This window comes from Pannonibacter sp. CBAS1226 (assembly GCF_055685825.1).
The window spans coordinates 231,217-246,900 of sequence record NZ_JBVOUO010000007.1; the positions used below are offsets into that span (position 1 = coordinate 231,217).

Annotated in this window: 13 protein-coding genes; 4 read left to right on the top strand and 9 right to left on the bottom strand. The window is 65.3% G+C overall.

Annotation, left to right across the window (positions count from 1 at the left end; all coding sequences use genetic code 11):
* Window positions 1–106: 106 nt before the first annotated feature.
* Genes AC0CMF_RS19405 through AC0CMF_RS19420 form a run of 4 tightly spaced genes read left to right on the top strand, consistent with a single transcriptional unit; the run spans window position 107 to window position 3,346 of the window.
* Entirely contained in the window at window positions 107–1,096 is a 990-nt protein-coding gene (locus tag AC0CMF_RS19405) for an ABC transporter permease (protein WP_374630191.1), read from the top strand.
* On the top strand, window positions 1,093–1,968 hold the full coding sequence (locus tag AC0CMF_RS19410; RefSeq protein ID WP_374630190.1) for an ABC transporter permease: 876 nt from the start codon (window positions 1,093–1,095) through the stop codon (window positions 1,966–1,968). The genes AC0CMF_RS19405 and AC0CMF_RS19410 overlap by 4 nt, the downstream gene beginning before the upstream one ends.
* The gene (locus AC0CMF_RS19415; RefSeq protein ID WP_374630189.1) at window positions 1,965–2,699 is read left to right on the top strand and encodes an ATP-binding cassette domain-containing protein; all 735 of its coding nucleotides are present in this window, start codon (window positions 1,965–1,967) and stop codon (window positions 2,697–2,699) included. The genes AC0CMF_RS19410 and AC0CMF_RS19415 overlap by 4 nt, the downstream gene beginning before the upstream one ends.
* Window positions 2,693–3,346, top strand: a complete 654-nt coding sequence (locus AC0CMF_RS19420) for an ATP-binding cassette domain-containing protein (protein WP_374630188.1) — start codon at window positions 2,693–2,695, stop codon at window positions 3,344–3,346. The genes AC0CMF_RS19415 and AC0CMF_RS19420 overlap by 7 nt, the downstream gene beginning before the upstream one ends.
* Here the strand turns inward: AC0CMF_RS19420 and AC0CMF_RS19425 are convergent.
* The 9 genes from AC0CMF_RS19425 to AC0CMF_RS19465 all read right to left on the bottom strand — a co-directional run bounded on the left by AC0CMF_RS19425 (window position 3,304) and on the right by AC0CMF_RS19465 (window position 15,600).
* Window positions 3,304–4,260 carry an NAD-dependent epimerase/dehydratase family protein gene (locus AC0CMF_RS19425; RefSeq protein ID WP_374630187.1) on the bottom strand — a complete coding sequence of 319 codons (957 nt, stop codon included), beginning with the start codon at window positions 4,258–4,260 and terminating at the stop codon, window positions 3,304–3,306. The genes AC0CMF_RS19420 and AC0CMF_RS19425 overlap by 43 nt on opposite strands.
* 99 nt (window positions 4,261–4,359) lie before the next feature.
* Entirely contained in the window at window positions 4,360–5,436 is a 1,077-nt protein-coding gene (gene bglB / locus AC0CMF_RS19430) for a beta-galactosidase BglB (protein WP_374630206.1), read from the bottom strand.
* Window positions 5,437–5,471: 35 nt separating this feature from the next.
* Window positions 5,472–7,982, bottom strand: a complete 2,511-nt coding sequence (locus AC0CMF_RS19435; RefSeq protein ID WP_374630186.1) for a hypothetical protein — start codon at window positions 7,980–7,982, stop codon at window positions 5,472–5,474.
* A complete protein-coding gene (locus AC0CMF_RS19440; protein ID WP_374630185.1) occupies window positions 7,979–9,256 on the bottom strand; it encodes an HAD family hydrolase in 1,278 nt (425 codons plus the stop codon). Before AC0CMF_RS19440 ends, AC0CMF_RS19435 begins: the two co-directional genes overlap by 4 nt.
* Window positions 9,256–10,299, bottom strand: coding sequence for an ABC transporter ATP-binding protein (locus tag AC0CMF_RS19445; RefSeq protein ID WP_374630184.1), 1,044 nt, complete (start codon window positions 10,297–10,299; stop codon window positions 9,256–9,258). Before AC0CMF_RS19445 ends, AC0CMF_RS19440 begins: the two co-directional genes overlap by 1 nt.
* Window positions 10,296–11,360 carry an ABC transporter ATP-binding protein gene (locus tag AC0CMF_RS19450; protein ID WP_374630183.1) on the bottom strand — a complete coding sequence of 355 codons (1,065 nt, stop codon included), beginning with the start codon at window positions 11,358–11,360 and terminating at the stop codon, window positions 10,296–10,298. Before AC0CMF_RS19450 ends, AC0CMF_RS19445 begins: the two co-directional genes overlap by 4 nt.
* A gap of 15 nt (window positions 11,361–11,375) precedes the next feature.
* On the bottom strand, window positions 11,376–12,503 hold the full coding sequence (locus AC0CMF_RS19455; protein WP_186391835.1) for an ABC transporter permease: 1,128 nt from the start codon (window positions 12,501–12,503) through the stop codon (window positions 11,376–11,378).
* Window positions 12,504–12,561: 58 nt separating this feature from the next.
* Window positions 12,562–13,548 (bottom strand): ABC transporter permease, encoded by a 987-nt coding sequence (locus AC0CMF_RS19460; protein ID WP_050472530.1) that lies wholly within the window; start codon window positions 13,546–13,548, stop codon window positions 12,562–12,564.
* 147 nt (window positions 13,549–13,695) lie between these two features.
* A complete protein-coding gene (locus AC0CMF_RS19465; RefSeq protein WP_374630182.1) occupies window positions 13,696–15,600 on the bottom strand; it encodes an ABC transporter substrate-binding protein in 1,905 nt (634 codons plus the stop codon).
* Window positions 15,601–15,684: the final 84 nt, after the last annotated feature.

Genomic DNA, 15,684 nt, shown 5'->3' on the forward strand with positions numbered 1-15,684 from the left:
AGGGGGAGGGGGGCGGCGGCGTTCTGCGGCCATACTGATGCATCACTGCGTTTAGCTGTCCGCAACGGACGCGCCCCCGCACACCTGGCAAAGGAAGGCAGCCATCATGACTGACTGGCTGCTGCCTTTGCTGCGTGACCGCTTGATCCGGCTAGCTTGGATGGTGCCGGTGGGGGCCTTTGGGCTGTTTGCGCTGGTCTCGCTGGCGCCCATCGACCCGGTGCAGAGCTTTGTCGGCGCGAAGATGATGCAGGTGGGGCCGGAGCAGCGCGAGGCGATTGCGGCGGCCTGGGGCCTGAATGATCCCTTTGCCGAGCGGTTTCTCCGCTGGGCCGGCAACGCGCTCTCCGGCGACTTCGGCAATTCCATCACCTACAATGCACCGGTGCTCGAGATCATCCGCGACCGGTTTCCCGCCTCGCTGGCGCTGATTGGGGCGGCCTTTGCCTTTTCCTTCGTGCTCGGTCTTGGCCTTGGCACGGTGGCGGCGGCCACGCGCGGGCGCTGGCCGGACCGGATCATCCGGGGCTTTTCGGTGATGCTCGCCTCCAGCCCCGGCTTCTGGGTGGCGTTGCTGCTGGTCGCCGTGTTTGCCGTGGGCCTCAACTGGCTGCCTGCCTGCTGCGCCGCGCCGCCGGGGCTGCAGGCCGATGAAGCCACCCTGAGCCAGCGGTTGTGGCACATGATCCTGCCGGCTATCTCGCTCTCCATCGTCGGCATTGCGCCGCTGATCCTGCACACACGCCAGAGCATGATTGCCTTTCTCGACAGCCCCGCCGGGCGGCATCTGACCGCCCATGGCTGGGCGAGCCTGCCGCTGGCCTTCGGGCCGGGCCTGCGCCACGCTCTCGGCTGTGCGCTCACCGTGCATCTGACGGGTGCGGGCGAGTTGTTCGGCGGTTCCGTGCTGGCCGAAACCGTCTTTGCATGGCCGGGCCTCGGGCAGGCAACCGTCCGGGCTGCCACAGGCGCGGATGCGCCGCTGCTGATCGGCATCGGCCTTGCCACGCTGCTGTTCGTCTTTGCCGGAAACCTTGCCGCCGACATTGCCGCAAGACTGCTCGACCCGCGCCTTGCCCGGAAGGAGGCCGCATGAGCCTTGCCCATACAAGTGACGCCGCCCCTGCGCAGGTGCTGCCTGCCCGCCCGCGCAGCAATCCGCAGAAGCGCGTTGCCCTGCTGGGGCTGGCCGCGCTTGGGCTCATCGCCGCCATCGGCCTTGCTGCGCCGCTGGTTCCGGAAAGCTGGTATGCGGTGAACCCGGCAGTACGCGGCCTGGCCCCCTCGCTGGCCCATCCCATGGGCACCGATCTTCTGGGCCGGGACATGGCCGCACGCACGCTCTCCGCCCTTGGCCGCAGCATCTGGGTGGGCTTCTTTTCTGCGGCCCTTTCAACGCTGATCGCGCTCGCCATCGGTCTTGCCGCAAGTCTCGACCGGCGCGCCGACCGGCTGCTGGGTGGGGTGACGGAACTGGCACTCGGCCTGCCGCATTTCGTGCTGCTGATCCTCATCTGCTATGCCGCAGGCGGCGGCACAACGGGTGTGATCATTGCGGTTTCCCTCACCCACTGGCCACGCCTGTCCCGCGTGCTGCGGCATGAGGCGCAGACGGTGCTGACCTCGGACTATGTGATGATCTCCCGCGCCCTTGGCCGTTCCCCCGGCTGGATCGCCCGCCGGCATCTGGTGCCGCACCTGCTGCCGCAGCTCGCCGCCGGTTTCGTGCTGATCTTCCCGCATGCCATCCTGCATGAGGCGGGCCTCAGCTTCATCGGCCTTGGCATCGAGCCGCACCTGCCCTCCATCGGCATGATGCTGTCGGAATCCCTGCGCGGGCTGATGGCCGGAAAATGGTGGATCGCCGCCGGTCCCGGTCTTGCCCTGATGCTGGTGGCGCTGTGTTTTGAGCTTCTGGGCGAGCGCCTGCGCAAAGCGGCAGACCCGCGTGCGGTGGATATCGCATGAGCCTTTCGGTCATCAACCTGACGGTCAGCTTCCCCAGTGCGGACGGCCAGTCCGTGCAGGCGCTCAAGGGCCTGAGCCTCACTGTCGAACGCGGCGAAGTGGCCGGGCTTGCGGGCGCATCGGGGGCAGGCAAGAGCCTTGTGGCTGAGGCGCTGATGGGCCTGCTGCCGGGCAATGCCATCACAGGCGGCCATGTGACCGTGGACGGCCAGAAGCCGCACCCCGGATCGCTCGCCCTTGCGCCGCAGACCATCGACGCCCTGGATCCGCTCGCCCGCACCGGCCCGCAACTCACCCGCTTCGGCAAGCCATTTGGCCGGGCGGTGGACGCTGCGAAACTTCTGGCAGACGTGGGGCTTGAGCCGGAGGTGGCCCATGCCTTCCCGCACGAACTGTCCGGCGGCATGGCCAAGCGCGTGCTGCTGGCCAGTGCGCTTGCTTCAGGCGCAGACTTCATCATTGCAGACGAGCCCACCAGCGGGCTCGACCCGGACAATGCGGACCGCATCATGGCGCTGATTGCCAGTCTTGCCCAGAAGGGCCAGGGCCTGCTGGTGATCAGCCACGATCTGAAACGCCTTGCCGCCATTGCCCGGCGCATCACCGTGATGCAGGATGGCGCCATCGTCGAGACGGCAGAGGCAGGTTGCTTTGCCAGCGAAGGATCGGCCCTTTCCGCCCCCTACACACGCGCCCTGTGGCGGGCGCAGGAGATCTACGGCACATGCTGAGCGCGGAAAGGCTGCGCCTGAAACTCGGGCAGAAGCAGGTGCTGGACGGTGTGAGCCTGACGCTTGAGCCGGGCAGCGTGACCGGCCTTGGCGGGCCATCGGGGGCAGGCAAGACCAGCCTCGGCCGCTGTCTTGCCGGGCTTATCGCGCCAGCAGAAGGCGCCGTGCGTCTCAACGGCGGTGCCCTGCCCCCATTACGCGCGGGACGCCCGCACCCGGTGCAATATGTGCCGCAGATGGCGGAGCTTGCCGTCGATCCGCGCTGGCGCATCGGCGATATCCTGCGCAACGGCGGGGAGCCTGATGCAGAGGTTCTAGCCGCCCTCGGGATTGATCCGGCCTGGGAAACACGCCACGCGGGGGAAGTTTCGGGCGGGGAACTGACCCGTGTGTCGCTGGCACGGCTGATCCTTCCTGCCACCCGCGTGCTGATCCTCGACGAGGTGACGGCCCGGCTGGACGCGCTGTCGGAGGATGCCCTGTGGCAGGCGCTTTTGCCTCTGGCGAGACAGCGAGGTCTGACCCTCCTGATCATCAGCCACAAGCAGGGCCTGCGGCAGCATCTGTGCAGCGCAAGCTATCTTCTGGAAAATGGCAAGCTGGTTCAGGAGACCGGCTTGCCGGCTTCCGCAATGCGCCGGTCCTGAGCGCCCAGCGCCTCAAGTGCTTCCAGCGTCGTCTCGGCGGGCACCCAGCCCAGCGCCATCAGCGCGGCCGGGCTGGCGGCAAGCGAGCCGCTCAGCCGTTCGGCCATCTCGCCCTTGCCTGCCAGTTTCAGCCCCAACTCCAGCAGGGCGGGCGGCACCGGCAGAAGACCCGGCCTGCGGCCAAGGCCGCGCCGGTAGGCCGCGATGATCCCGGCGAGCGTCACCGGCTCCGGGTCTGCCACGATCAGCGGGCGGTTGGGGGCTTCCGGCAGCCGCATCACGCAGTCCACCGCACCGGCCAGATTGGCCAGCGAAATCAGCGAGCGCTTGCCGGTGAAAAGCCCGAAAGGCAGCGGCACGGGCTTGCAGGCCAGCGCAAACAGCGCCTCCAGATTGCCCCTCGCGCCCGGCCCATGCACCAGCACCGGCCGCAGCGCGGCGTAAGGCATTCCGGCTTCGGCAATCGCGGCCTCGGCCTCCAGCTTCGAGCGGCCATAGGCATCGGTGGGCTGCGCGGCATCTGCTTCCGTCAGCACGTGATCGGCCGAGGGGCCGGACTGGGCACGGATGGAGGACAGGAACACGAAGCGCTTCACGCCAGCCTTGCGGGCAGCCTGCGCCAGTTCCGCCGTCGCGTCCCGGTTCACAGCCCGGTAGTCATCCTCGGGACGGCCCGACATGGCATGGGCGATGCCGGCGGAATGGACCACAAAGTCCACATCCCGCATCGCCTGATCGAGATTGCGCGGACGGGCAAGGTCACCGATGAATTCCTGATCCGCGCTTACAGCATCTTCCACCGGACGGCGCAGCAGCAGCCGCAGGCGGAAACCCCGGCGGATGAGATCGGCAGCCAGATACTGACCGACAAAACCAGTGGCACCGGTCAGGGCAACAAGCGGGGCTTCGGTCATGGGGCGTCTCCGGTCAACTGGCGTGAACGGGACAAGCGGTACTGCACCCGTCCCGCCCATACAAGCCCCGCTAAAACGGCGGGCCCTTTCCCGAAGCTGTCAGCCTCGTCCCTCGGCCAGAGCCCGGACGAGCAGCAGCATGACGAGGGCCTGACCGTAAGGGGCGGGCACGTTGGGGATCTGACGGTAGAAGTCCAGCGTGTGGCCCATGGGCGTTCCATCCGACACCTGCAGCACGATACCGCTGTCATCGATCCGCTCCAGCACCGCCGCCAGTGCCCGGTCGGCCACCGGACGGTAATCCTGCGGCAGCAGGCCAAGGTCGATGCCGCGCAGGATGCCATAAGCGATGGCGGCAGTGGCCGAGGTTTCCTCCGGCGACTGCGGGTCCAGCACCAGCGTGCAGAACATGCCGTTGCCGCGCTGGTTCGCCGCCAGCGTGCGCACCTGCGCGTCCAGAATGAAGGTGAGATGCGCCTTCAGATGGCCGGGGATATCCTTGACGAGGCCGAACAGCTCCGGAATTGCCACCGTGATCCAGGCATTGCCCCGCGCCCAGAAGGCCTTGGCGAAGTTGTGGTTCCCGTTGAAAGTCCAGCCGTGATACCACAGGCCGGTGACCGGATCGGCGAGGAACCGCTCATGCACGAGGAACTGATAGAAGGCTTCCTCGATCCAGTCCTGCCGGCCGAAGCGCTGCCCGGCGCGGGCCAGAAACAGGCACGTCATGAACAGCGTGTCGTCCCACAGCTCGCCATCGTTCATCCGCTCCTTCACCACATGCTGGAAACCGCCGTCGCGGGTGCGGGCAAGGCTTGTCATCAGCCAGTCCGCCCAGTCCTTCACCAGCGCCTCGAAATCCGGCCGGTCCACGTGGTCGATCAGCACCGACAGCGGCAGCATGGGCGAGGAGGAATTGACCTGGCGCGGCGGGATGCCCTTGGAAATCTGCCAGTCATACCAGCGGGCAATCGCCTCGATCAGCGACCGGTCGCCCACCGCCTCCGCATGGCGGATGAGACCGTAGATGCCGACGCCCACTTCCCAGTCCCATTCCTCGAACTGCAGGTCATAGGCATCTTCGGAAATCGCGGCGGTCTGGTTCATGCCCTTGAGGCGGGCGAGGCCGACCGCCACGCGGGACAGCGTCGCGGACAAGGTGTCGGGATTGATCATCAACATGGCGGGGTCCTGTCAATCGGCGGATCAGATCAATGGGAGACGGCAGGAAACTGCCGGATGAGCGGGTCGAGACTGCGGTTGGGGAAAGGCATCGCCGTGCCATCCACAACAAGGCCGGAGCCCCAGGAAAGCGCGAGGGACGGATGGCCCGCCCCCGAAAGCGTCAGGGTGAGCACATCAGCATCAAAGGCGAGGCCGAGAGCCTGAACGCTGGAGCGGAAGCGGGCAAAGGCAGCAGCGGGATCAGCCTCTCCTGCAGCCTCCCCCATCAGCGCCGCCCAGCCGCAGCGGCTGGCATGGGCGCGGAACTCGATACCCGCGCCCGGCCCTTCCGTCACCGCCTCAAGCGGGGCGCTGGCCGTGAGCGCGGCAAAGCCTGCGCCCGAGCGCAGGAACAGCCAATTGCCGTCCTGCCGCACCTCGTCAAAGGCAGAGGTTTCCACGTAAGCGTGGGTGAAGCCGATACGGGGATTCTCGCCCAGATCGAACACCAGCAGCGCGGCGTTGCCGTGCTGGCCAACGCGGGGCATGACGCCATTGCCCGCCCAGTAGGACGGACGCTGGCCGCCCCAGGGATCATCGGCACCCGGATGATTGACCCAGGCGCGGGCAAAGGGATGGGCGGCAAAGCGCAGATCCACCTGATGCTGCTGATGACCCTTCCGGCCCGGCTCGCCATCCACCATGGAGGAGAGCTGCACATGGGCGGACTTGTAGAGTGCCAGCCGCGCCGCCTCGTCATGGCCCTGCACGTAATGGGCTGTCAGCGCCGTTCCCGGAGCGGGATTTACCACGTCAAGCGCACGTTGCGGCGGGGCATATGAGCCTGCCGCCAGCATCGGCAAGGCGGCCACACCATCATTCAGCCAGCCCTCGCCAAAGCCGAGAGTGGCGAAGGGGGCAAGCTCGGTCAGCGGCCCGGCGCGCAGTTCCTTGTCATAGGCCCGGCCCATCGTGCCGGCCGGAACGCCGCCCAGCGTGTGCAGGCCGATCATCAGGAACAGCCGGTCCAGCAGTTGCGCTGCCCGCTCGCGGATGCGGCCATCGCCCAGATGCTCCAGCGCCAGAAGGCCGATGAAGTCGATCGGGTAATAGGCGGCAGAGTTCCACTCGGCGAGGCCATGGGCCTCGACACTGTCGAACCAGCGCATCAGCCGCTCTTCGCCAAGCCGTGCCTGCTCCGCACCCTTGCGGCCGGAACAGGTGAAACTGGCATCGGGATAAAGCCGTCCGGCGAGATATTGCGAGACGTGGAAGCACAGCACGTGGTTCTCGCTCCAGAACCACATCACGTCATTGCCCGGTTCATCCACCCAGTAGCGGTAGCCCAGCACCGAGGCATCAATGGCGCCGCGCAGATCCTGCGGCAGGCCCGCGCCGTAATCTGCCGCCAGCCAGAGCAGCGGCACCATCACGAAGTCGGAGCAATCGCGCCGCTCATTGATGGCTTCCAGCGTATTGGCGATGATCTCGCGGAAGGTATCATCCACCGGCTTTCCGGCCGCTTGCAGGGCGATGGCCCGCCCGGCGCGCATTTCGCCGTGGCTGGCCAGAAACTCCAGCACCTTCGGCTTGCGGTCAGCAAGCGGCAGGGCGCGCCAGTCGAGCTTTTCCAGCCGGTGCGTGGCAAAGGCGATGTGCCGCTCCACCCGCGCCGTGCCGATGGAGAAGGTCAGGTCCAGCGGATGATAGGCATCGGGCAGCGCTTCCGCTCCCGGCAGGCTCACCCGTGTTTCCCCCTTCCGCAGCACGGCAGAGGATTGCAGCAGCGGCGGCTTGTCGCGCATGTGCACGCTGGGCTGGATGCGGGCGGCTATGGTCACATCCACATCCGGCGCATGGGCAAAGACAAGCGCCAGTTCGCCGGTGATGCTGTGGAACGGATCCGGGCGCACGGAGGTGGCCAGCTCCATCAGCGCTGCGATGTCGGCAGATGCCACATCCACCGGCAGCACAGCCGTAATGGCGGCATCGGAAAGCAGCGTCAGCTCGAAGAACCAGATGGCATCGCGTTCGGCCAGTTCTTCGGTCAGCACGATCACCTCACTGCCTTCCGGCTTGAGGTTCAATTCAATTTCCGTGCTGCTTTCCCTGTTGCGCTGGAACGGCCCGAAGGAGACGGCCTTCTCCCCATCCACCCAGATGGTAACACCGCCGCAGGTGGCAAGGCGGAAGCGGCAGGGCGCAGGCGACGAAGGCACCAGCCGGGTCTTCAGCCAGCGCTTCAGCCGGGTTGGCCGGTGCCAGAAGCTGGAGAACTCCACCCGGCGGTTGAAGCCCGGCAGGTTCAGCGCCTCCACCTCGAAAGGCTCGAGCGCAACCTTGCGGGTCTTGATCTCGTCCCACAGGGCAACACGGCAGGGCAGATCGCCCACATCGACGAAGCCGTTGATGAAGCGGTATTGCACCCGGTCCTCGGCCAGCGCCGGCGTGCCGGGATAATAAGCCTGATGCACCGGCCCCATGGCCCAGGCAGTGACACTGCTACCTCGCATGACAGGGAAACCGGCAGCAGCAGATGCGGTAAGGGGCGCGGTCATTCATCCTCTCCTTCGCCGGACAGCGGCAGGCTGAGTTCGATCTTCTCCAAGAGATCCGGCAGGCGGCCGATCTGGTTGAAGGTCAGCATCGGGCGCTCGGCCCGGGTGCCGGGCTTGTGGCTGCGCCGGGTGGACCAGTTGAGAAAGAGGGAGATGAGACCGAAGCGGTTGGCGCCCAGAATGTCCCGCTCCAGATTGTTGCCCACCATCACCGTGCGCGCCCGGTCGCCCTCGGCAAGCCCCAGGGCTTCACAGGCGGCAGCGAACATCTTCGGCGAGGGCTTCAGCTCGCCGATATCGCCGGAGATGATGTGAGCCTCAAAGCAGTCCCACAGGCCATGATGCTTCAGAATGTTCTCGAAGGTCGCGCGCGGGCCATCGGCCACCAGCGCCAGCCGGTAGCCGCTGCGCACCAGTTCGTGCAGCATGTCGCCAGCGCCGGGAATGAGATCAGCACTGGTGACCACTTCCGTTCCGGGGATCTTCACCTCGGTGCGCTCGTCCACCAGGGTGTCGCCGCAATCCAGAAACACCGCGGCCAGATGGGGCACGCGGGTTTCCAGACTGGCAACGAGCGCCTCCACCCGCCTCGGCACCCAGGCATCAAGCATGGACCAGGGCATGAGGCACACGCCGCCTTCCTCGTCGCTGCAGCGGGAGAACTGCCAGGACGGGGAAAACGCCATGCGCTTCAGGGCAAGGCGCGCCAGACGGCAGCTCAGCGGGGAGGCCGAGATGCGTCCGGCATCGGAGAACCGGTTGGAGAGGTGCACGCCCCCATCCCCGGCGAAGGCACCGCACATGGCGGCAATGAGGGGACCTGCGTTGCGGCGCATCTCGCCGTCATCGGCCCAATGGGCATGTTTGCCGGGCTCCAGAAAGAGAACCGGGCGCCCCGCCTCAACCGGCAGCGCGCCATCTGGACGCCGCATAAGGCGGCGAGCGCCATGGCGCGAGGCCTCGACCCTGGCAATGCTGCCATCCTGCTCGACATGCACCCAGACATGCTCGAGGTCATAGAGGTGCTGAATGTCCCAGTCGTACCAGATCGCATATTCGATCACCGTGCGCCCGCGCGGGCGGATGATGAATTTCGAGGACAGCGAAGGCCCCTCCTCCCTGTAGACCGCATAGCCGGCGGCCAGCGGGCGGAAGGGTTCGGCATCATCCAGGCGCAGCACCGGCAGATAGCGGGCGGCAAGGGCAAAGTCAGGTGCCTGATCCGCATCCTCCGGCAGGCCGGAGAGCGGCAGGTCTGCAAGAAGGGCGCGCATCAGCCGTGAACTCCGGTCAGGGTGAGGCTTTCGGCGTGATGGCAGCGCACCTGGCGGCCACCCTCCACCGTGCGCAGGGCCGGAACCGTGGTTCGGCAGCTTTCATCCGCGTAGGGACAGCGGGGATGGAACGGACAGCCGGAAGGCACATTCATGGCGTCGGCGATCTCGCCCTTCAGCGGCACGCGCTTGCGGGTGCGGTTGCCGCGCGGGTCCGGCTGCGGCACGGCAGCAAGCAGGGCTTCGGTGTAGGGATGCAGCGGGCGGGCGAACATCTCCTCCGTCGGGCCAACCTCCATCAGGCGGCCCAGATACATGACGCCGATCCGGTCGGAGATATGCTCCACCATGCCAAGGTCATGGGTGATGAAGAGATAGGTGAGGCCCAGTTGCTCCTGCAGGTCCTGCAGCAGATTGATGTTCTGCGCCGCGACGGACACATCCAGCGCCGACACCGCTTCGTCCGCCGCGATGAAGCTGGGGTTGAGCGCAAGCGCGCGGGCAATGCCGATGCGCTGGCGCTGACCGCCGGAGAAGGCATGCGGATAGCGCTGCAGATATTCCGGGCGCAGGCCGACAAGGCGCAACAGTTCCGCCACCCGGTCGCGGATCTCGCTTTCCGAGCCAGCGCCATGCACCACCATGGGCTCGCCCACCAGCTCCAGCAGCGTCATGCGCGGGTTGAGCGAGGAATACGGGTCCTGAAAGATCATCTGCATTTCGCGGCGGATATCGCGCATCTCCCGGTCGGAGAGGCGCGAAATATCCACCACGGAGCCATTGCCGCGCCGGAACAGGATTTCCCCGCCGGTCAGCTCATAGGCCCGCAGGATAAGGCGGGCGATGGAGGACTTGCCCGAGCCGCTTTCGCCCACAAGGCCAAAGGTCTCGCCCTTGCGGATATCAAAGGTGATGTCATCCACCGCCTTCACCGCCCCCACCTCGCGGCGGAACCAGCCTTCGTAAACGGGGAAATATTTCCGCACGCCCCTGACGGAGATGAGGGTGTTCTCGTCCATGATGAGATCCTGTGCGGCGGTCATTCGGCAGCCTCCGCAATGCCGGCGGTTCCGGCGAAATGGCAGCGGGCGCGCTGGCCGCTGGGAAAGACGGCATCCTCCGGCACGGTAACATCGCAAGTGCCGGCCACCCCATGCATGCAGCGCGGATGGAAGGAGCAGCCGCCGGGCACGTTGTAGGGGTCGGGCACCATGCCGGAGATGGTGCGCAGGCGGCGGCCATGGCTCTTGCCGAGGCGCGGGATCGATTGCAGCAGCGCCTGGGTGTAGGGGTGTTTCGGCTCGTAGAAGATTTCATCCACGGTGCCGGTTTCCACCACGCGGCCCAGATACATCACCGCCACCCGGTCGGCGATATCGGCCACCACACCGAAGTTGTGGGTGATGAAGACGATGGCCATGTTCAGCTCTTCCTGCAGCCGCTTCAGCAGCTCCAGGATCTGGGCTTCCGTGGTCACATCCAGTGCCGTGGTCGGCTCGTCGGCAATCAGCAGCGCCGGATCACAGGCCAGCGCCAGCGCGATCATGGCCCGCTGGCGCATGCCGCCGGACAGGTGATGCGGATAGCGGTCGACGATATCGGCCGGCCGGGGCATCTGCACGCGCTTCAGCAGCTCGATGGCCTGATTGCGCGCTTCGGCCCTGGACACCCTCTTGTGCAGCATGACCGTGCGCATGATCTGCGTCCCGATGGTGTGCACCGGCGACAGGGCCGTCATCGGCTCCTGAAACACCATGCCGATTTCGCCGCCGCGCAGGGAGCGCATGGTGCGGCTCTGCCGGTCTTCGGAAGAAATCAGCACCTCTTCACCGGAGGAACGGCGGAAGCGGATGGTGCCGCTGGCATTGAGCGCATTGCGCGGCTGCAGCCGCATGATCGAGCGGGCCGTGACCGACTTGCCCGAACCGCTTTCCCCGACAATGCCCAGCACCTCGCCCCGGTTGACATGGTAGGAGACGCCGTTGACCGCCCGCACCAGCCCGTCACGGGTGGGGAAATGCACGCCGACATTGTCCAGTTCCAGCAGCCGCTCGGGCGGCATGGGGGCAAGATCGGGCCTTGGGGCTTTCTGCTTGAAAAACATGATGGCTCCTCCCCCTCAGTGGCCGTAAGGATCGGCGGCATCGCGCAGGCCGTCGCCAATGAAGTTGAAGGCGAGGACAACGAGCACGACCGCAACACCCGGGGCCAGAAGCCAGGGGGCCAGGGAAATGGTGCGAAGGTTTTGGGCGTCCTGCAGCAGCACGCCCCAGCTGACGACCGGCGGACGCAGGCCCAGCCCCAGGAAGCTGAGCGCGGTTTCACCCAGGATCATCTCCGGGATCGCCAGCGTGACGGCCGCAATGATGTAGCTGGTCATGGCCGGCAGCATGTGGCGGGTGACGATCCGGTATTCGGAAGCGCCCGCAAGCCTTGCCGCCAGCACGTAGTCCTCCGTCTTCAGCGAGAAGAAGCGGCCACGCACAACGCGGGCGAGATGCGTCCAGCCGATCAGCGACAGGATGATGGTGATGAGCACATAAACGAACAGCGGGTCCCAGGCGATCGGCAGCGCCGCCGCCAGGCCCATCCACAGCGGGATCGTCGGGATGGAGCGGATGAACTCCATCAGCCGCTGGATGCCGGCGTCAAGCCAGCCGCCGTAGTAGCCCGAGATCGAGCCCAGCGCGAGGCCGAGGATGAAGGCGAAGGCAACGCCGATGAGGCCGGCCGACAGGGTGACGCGGGCGCCATAGAGAAGCCGGGTGAAGAGATCGCGGCCAAGGGAATCGGTGCCCAGCAGGTTGATCTGCTGCTTGCGGTCATCGATGCCAAAGAGATGCACACGCGTCTCGTAGAGCCCGAGCAGGTGATAGCTTTCCCCTTCCACGAAGAAGCGGATGGGCAGCGGCTTTTCCGTATTGGGCAGATAGATCACCCGCGCCGTTTCCGGATCGCGCTTGCGCTCCAGCGGGTAGATGAACGGCCGGTGCAGGCTGCCTTCATGGAAGATATGCACCATGTTGGGCGGAGCAAAGGTGTTGAGGCGGCTGATCGTCTCCGGCCGGTAGGGCGAAACGAAATCGGCGAAGAGCGCCAGAACGCCAAGCACTGCCATGAAGATGAGCGAAGCCACCGCCAGTCTGTGCTTGCGGAAACGCCACCAGATGAGCGTCCATTGTTTCGCGGTCGAAAGCTCTCCGCCCATCACCTCCTCGCGCGGGGCAAGCGGGGGCAGGACCGGCATTTCAGCGGGCGTGGTCGACAGCGTCTGGTCGAGGGTCTGGGTCATATGGCCTTGCTCCTCATGCAAACCGGATGCGCGGATCAGACAGCGCAAGCAGGATGTCGGACACCACCGTGCCGATGACGGTAAAGACGCTGAGAATGAGAATGAAACTGCCGGCGAGATACATGTCCTGCATCTTCAGCGCCTGCAGCAGCAGCGGGCCGGTGGTGGGCAGGTTCAGCACCACGGCGGTGATCACGTCGCCGGAAAAGAGCGCAGGCAGCGCCCAGCCGACCGTGGAGATGAAGGGGTTGAGCGCCACGCGCACCGGATAGCGCCAGACAACAGTGCGCTCGGTGAAGCCCTGTGCATAGGCGGTTTCCACATAGGGCTTGCGCAACTCGTCCAGCATGTTGGCACGCATGACGCGGATCAGTCCCGCCGCCCCGCCTGTTGCGAGCACCACCAGCGGAATCCAGAGATGCTCCAGCAGGTTGATGATCTTGGCCAGATCCCAGGGCTTTCCTTCGAACTGCGGCGAGATCAGCCCGCCCACATCCATGTTGAGCCAGACAAAGGCGGTCCACATCAGGATCAGCGCCAGCAGGAAATCCGGGACGCCCTTGCCGAGAAAGCCGAAGACCGTGAACACATAGTCGAAGATGGAATATTGCCGGGTGGCGGAATAGACGCCGACCGGAATGGCGATGAGCCAGGTGAAGATCATGCTGAGGGTGGAGATGAGCAGCGTCAGCCCGAGGCGGTCCCAGATCAGGTCGCTGACGGGTGCGTTCCACTCCAGCGACCGGCCAAAGTCGCCGTAAAAGACGATGTTGGAGATCCAGCGCCAGTATTGCACCAGCAGCGGATCGTTGAGCCCGAACTGGGCGCGCATCATCGCCTCTTCCGCCTCGGTGATGTACTCCCCGCCATTGCGCAGCTGCGCCGCATAGGCCGTGACGAAATCGCCCGGCGGCAGCTGGATGATGAGGAAGGAGATGAAGGAGACGAAGATCAGCGTGGGCACGGCCCAGGCCAGACGCCGCAAGATGTAACCAAGCATGAACACCCTCCAGTTCCGCACGCAGCCTCGGGGGTGAAGGCCGGCGGTGCGCCGCGCGGGCGGGAACAGGATTTCAGATTGACCGGATCCGGCGCTCCCTGCCCTTCGGCATCGGGGGCGCCGGTCTGAACGTTGCAGCCGCAGATGCTACTGCTTCATCCACATCTGCTGGGTCACACCCAGACCAATGCCGCGGGTGATGTCATCCTCGATGAGGTCATCGGGGAAGTTCATGAAGTTGTTCTTCACGATGGTGATGGCAGGCAGCTCCCCGACCACGCCAATGACCCAGCCCTGCGTGACGAAGGTCTTGATCAGGTCATTGAGTGCGCCATCGGCTTCGGCGCGGCTCGCAGCCTTGGCCGCCTTGTCCCAATCCTCGAAGAGCTTGCGGATCGCGTGATCTGCAGGCGGCTCGATGCCCGAGGCACCCTTGGTCGAGTACCAGATGTAATACTGGTTGGCGTAGGAATCATTGCCCATCATGATGCGCGGGTCAGCCGCCACGACCGACAGGCGGTCGAAGGGATACCACTGCATCTGGAAGTCATTGTTGTCGCGGTTCGCGTCCCACTGGGTCCGGTCGATGATGCGCGGCAGCAGCTCGACACCGATATCCTTGAAATTGGCAGCGATGATTTCCATGGTCTTGGGACCATTGGCATGCTGCATTTCGACAACGATGGACAGGCGCTTGCCATCCGGGCGCAGGCGGAAGCCCTGGGCATCGCGCTTGTCGAGACCGGCCTTGTCCAGCAGCTCGTTGGCCAGATCGGGATCATACTCGGCCCAGTGCGTTTCCAGCTCCGGATCGAAATTCGGCGACCCGGTGACGGGAGAGGCCTGACGGGGCTCGGCAAGACCGGAGAAAATCAGCTCGTTCACCGTCTCGCGGTCGATGGAAACGCTGAGTGCCTGCCGGACTTCGGGCGTTTCGAACAGCCCGCGCAGCACTTCATCCTTGACGGTGAGGTTCGGCACCAGCGCCCAGGTCTGGGCCTGCGTCCAGCGGCGGACCGTATAATTCCCCTTGGCCTCGTTCTCCTTGTAGAAGGTGAAGTCCTGCGGCTCGACATAGCGCATCTGCATGTCGATCTGGCCCTGCACGATCATCAGGTTGAAGGCTTCCTGATCGTTGAACAGCTTGTGGGTGATGCGGTCGATATAGGGCAGCTGGTTACCGGCCTGATCGACGGCGTAATAATAGGGGTTGCGGACCATGGTCACGATCTCGGCCGGAGCCGGGGTCTCGATCTTCCAGGCGGTGATCACCGGCAGGTCCGGGTTCTGCCACCAGGCGGTTGCCGCCCCGCGCGAGCCCCACAGGTCGCTCCACTTTTCGGCGCCGAACTTCGCAGCCGCCGCCTTCAGCTCCTCTTCGGAGGCATATTTGTTGTTGAACTGCTTCAGATAGTGCTTCGGAAACAGGAAGCTCGGGCGGTCAAGGCTCGGGTTGCCGGTGGAGTCCTTGGCGAGGATTTCAAGGAAATAGACATAAGGATCCTCGAAGCTGACCTTGAAGGTCTGCTCGTCGATGATCTCCAGCTTCATCGGCTTGCCGCCGGGGGCCAGCGTCTGGTCGATCTCGGCCAGAATGTCCTTGTTGAGATAGACATCCTCATACCAGAAGCGCACGTCTTCCGTGGTCACCGGCTCGCCATCCGACCACTTCAGCCCCTTCAGCAGGGAGAAGGTGAACTCGCGCGAATCCTCGCTGACCGAATAGGACGAGATATAGCCCGGCACCAGTTCCAGCGGGCCGCCGGTCTTCTGGCCCCACTTCACCACGCGCTCTTCCATGAGCTTGGTCGGGCCCCAGCGGTCGCCCGGCCCCTTGTAGGCGCGCTGCCAGTTGCCGCCATACTGGCCAACCTCAGCAGCTTCGATCACCGCCGGTGTCTCCGGCAGGCGCTGATCCACCGGCGGCAGCTTGCCCTCCTTCACAAGTGCTTCCAGCATCGGCGCTTCCTGGAAAGCATGGGCGGAACTGATGGCAGAGCCTGCCAGTAAGATCACCGCCAGTGAAGTGAAAATATTTTTACGAACCCCCATATCAATCTCCTCCCAGAGCCAGAAGCGCAACCATCAACACAGCAGATTAGCTTCTGATAAACTTGACGAAGGAGACGATCCCGC